Below are 2,275 nucleotides of genomic sequence, written 5' to 3' on the forward strand. Positions count from 1 at the left end.
CCTCGAGCACCAGGAGCTGGGCGTCCGCCCGTCCGGCCTCGACGGCGGCGAGCGTTTCAGCAACCAGCGCCCAGGTGCGGTCCGCCTCGATCCGCAGCCGCGCCAGCTCAGCGCGCGGCTGTACCTGCTGGGCGAGCGACTGGCCGAGGTGCCGCAGCTGCGTCCGCTGCAGGTGCGCCGCGGTCTCGTCGGCGAGCCGGCGCGTCAGGCCCGCGCTCATCGACGCGCTGCAGATCAGGAACACCGGCAGCACCGCCGCCAGCGCCAGGTCAAGGCCACCGCCGTCGGCGCCGAGCATCGCATCGCGCGGCACCCGGACGCCGTCGGCTGTCATCGGGGCCGACGCGTTGCCGCGCAGGCCGAGGCCGTCGAACGCGCCGGACACCGACAGGCCCGCGGCGTCCGCCGGGACCAGCCAGAGCGTCATCGGGCCGTCGGCGTCGAGCGGCAGGCTCGACCAGACGTAGCTGTCGGCATGCCCCGCCGACGTGACCCAGCTCTTGCTCGCGTCCAGCCGCACGGTGCCGTCTGGCTCCGCGGTCGCGGTGCCCAGCGGCGCCCAGAAGTGGCTGCGGGATCCCGTCTCGGAGAACGCGAGCGTCGACAGGTGATGGCCCGCGGCGATCGCCGTGAGCGTCTCCTTGTCGACGGCTGCCACGATCGCGGCGGTCGCGGAGTAGTGCATGGTCACGATCATCGCGGTGGAGCCGCACACCGCGCCGAGCTCGCGGACCACCTCCGCGGCGTCGCGCACGCCGCCGCCACCGCCGCCGAACTCGGCGGGGACCGTCAGCGCGAGCAGCCCCGCCTGGGCCAGCGCGTCGACCTGCTTTCTGGGGAATTCACCGGACGCGTCAACGTCCGCCGCGCCCGGCGCCACCACGTCCTCGATGACGCGCGCCAGGGCGTCATGAAACGGCTGAGATGACATTGCCGCCTGCCTCTCGTAGTCCGGCCAGACCGGCCGGTGCCTTCATCATCGCCGGAGTCCCGGCGGGTAAACCAGTACCCGCCCGCACAGGAAAGCCATCGGTGAATTTGTGGTCCCGGGGCCCCTTGAGCCGGCATGGCGGGGCTACTGGGCAAGCGCCGCGCGGACGTGCTCGAAGATCAGCGACGTCTCCGTGTAGGCGACGTCGGCGTTGGAGCTGAGGTCCTCGACGAAGACCCGCAGGCCCTCGGTGGACGCCGCGGCGACGTGCAGCAGGAAGTCGTCCTTGCCGGCCAGGAAGAACACGTTCAGCACCTCGTCGCGGGTGGCGACGTCCGCCACGAAGGCGCGGATGTGGCCGCGGGCGTCGGACTGCAGCCGCACCGCGATCATCGCCTGCAGCGGCCTGCCGAGCGCCGCCGGGTCCACGTCCGCGTGGTAGCCGCGGATCACGCCGCGCTCGCGCAGCGCGCGCACCCGGCCCAGGCAGGTCGACGGGGCGATGCCGGCGAGCCTGGCGAGCGTGTTGTTCGGCAGCCGGGCGTCGCGGGCGAGCTCGAGGACGATGCGCCGGTCCGTTTCGTCGAGGTTGAGGGGCGTAGGGGCCGCCCCCCGAACGGTATTCGGCGGACCCGGCGCACGAGGCGATCGTGCTGAACTTTCAAGAGCCATGACGTCATTATACAGAATTAAATTCAGCAATATTGGCATTCATTCGAAAATCATGCACCATGGAGGGATCTGGGCCGCGGCGAGTCGAAAGGCAGGACGGTCAATGAAGATCGGCGTCCCCCGCGAGGTGAAGAACCACGAGTACCGCATCGCGATTACGCCCGCGGGCGTGCGCGAGCTGACCGACCATGGCCACGAGGTGTTCGTGGAGAAGGACGCGGGCGCGGGCTCCGAGCTCGGCGACGACGCCTACGTCGCGGCCGGCGCGACGATCATCCCCGACCCCGACGAGGTCTGGCGCGTGGCCGACCTGGTGCTCAAGGTCAAGGAGCCGATCGCCGAGGAGTACCACCGGATGCGCCCGGGCCAGGTGCTCTTCACCTACCTGCACCTGGCGGCCGACAAGGCCTGCACCGACGCCCTGCTCGCGAACCGCGTCACGGGCATCGCCTACGAGACCGTCCAGCTCGCCGACGGCAGCCTGCCGCTGCTCGCGCCGATGTCCGAGGTCGCCGGCCGGCTGGCCCCGCAGGTCGGCGCCTACCACCTGATGCGCCAGGGCGGCGGCTACGGCGCGCTCCTCGGCGGAGTGCCGGGCACGCATGCGTCCCGGGTCGTCGTGATCGGCGCCGGCGTCTCCGGCCAGCAGGCCACCCAGATCGCCGTCGGCCT

Annotated in this window: 3 protein-coding genes; 1 reads left to right on the plus strand and 2 read right to left on the minus strand. The window is 71.7% G+C overall.

Annotated elements, in window-relative coordinates; genetic code table 11:
- Both WA805_RS16160 and WA805_RS16165 read right to left on the minus strand, forming a co-directional pair.
- On the minus strand, positions 1–931 hold a 931-nt coding region (locus WA805_RS16160; RefSeq protein ID WP_425242741.1), incomplete at its 3' end, for an acyl-CoA dehydrogenase family protein.
- Positions 932–1,075: 144 nt separating this feature from the next.
- Positions 1,076–1,603: an Lrp/AsnC family transcriptional regulator gene (locus tag WA805_RS16165; RefSeq protein ID WP_424563379.1), complete on the minus strand. Its 528-nt coding sequence runs from the start codon at positions 1,601–1,603 to the stop codon at positions 1,076–1,078.
- A 103-nt stretch (positions 1,604–1,706) separates the two neighbouring features.
- Between WA805_RS16165 and WA805_RS16170 the strand changes: the two genes are divergently transcribed.
- Positions 1,707–2,275, plus strand: a 569-nt coding sequence (locus tag WA805_RS16170) for an alanine dehydrogenase (protein WP_425242742.1), incomplete at its 3' end; no start/stop codon positions are given.

Source organism: Trebonia sp., from assembly GCF_049794275.1.
In the GTDB taxonomy this organism is placed as follows: Bacteria; Actinomycetota; Actinomycetes; order Streptosporangiales; family Streptosporangiaceae; genus Trebonia.